1 protein-coding gene is annotated in these 420 nt (G+C 73.6%); it reads left to right on the top strand.

Annotated elements, in window-relative coordinates; translation table 11 throughout:
* Window positions 1–167 precede the first annotated feature (167 nt).
* A partial coding sequence (locus AEA42_RS06390; protein WP_231640360.1) for a hypothetical protein occupies window positions 168–420 on the top strand: 253 nt, incomplete at its 3' end.

The raw sequence follows: 420 nt of genomic DNA, 5'->3' as shown, positions 1-420 counted from the left end.
CCAGCAGTGTCGGAGTATGTGGTCGCAAGACAAATGCGCACAGTGAGGAGGGTGACGCAGGCGCGGCGGGTGCCCCCCCCCCCCCCGACGCCGTCCGTCGCCCCGCCGAGGACCTGCTGGAGCGGGGGACCCGCCCCGAGCGGCACTTCCACAACCTCAAGCACCTCGTGGACGTGCTGGCCCGCGTCGACGAGCTCGACGAGGAGGCGCACCACCCCGAGCTGGTCCGCCTCGCGGCGTGGTACCACGGCGCGGTCTTCGACTCGGCCGAGCGCAAGGCGTACGCCAACAAGGGCGGTGAGGACGAGGCCGCGAGCGCGGTCCTCGCGCGTGAGCAGCTGACGGGCCTGGGCGTGCCCGAGAAGAACGCGCAGCGCGTCGCGGCGCTCGTGCAGGCCCTCGTGCGGCACTCCCCCGACC

Source organism: Shewanella sp. Sh95, from assembly GCF_001308045.1.
Classification (GTDB): Bacteria; Pseudomonadota; Gammaproteobacteria; order Enterobacterales; family Shewanellaceae; genus Shewanella; species Shewanella xiamenensis.
This window is presented reverse-complemented; position numbering and strand designations above follow the sequence as displayed.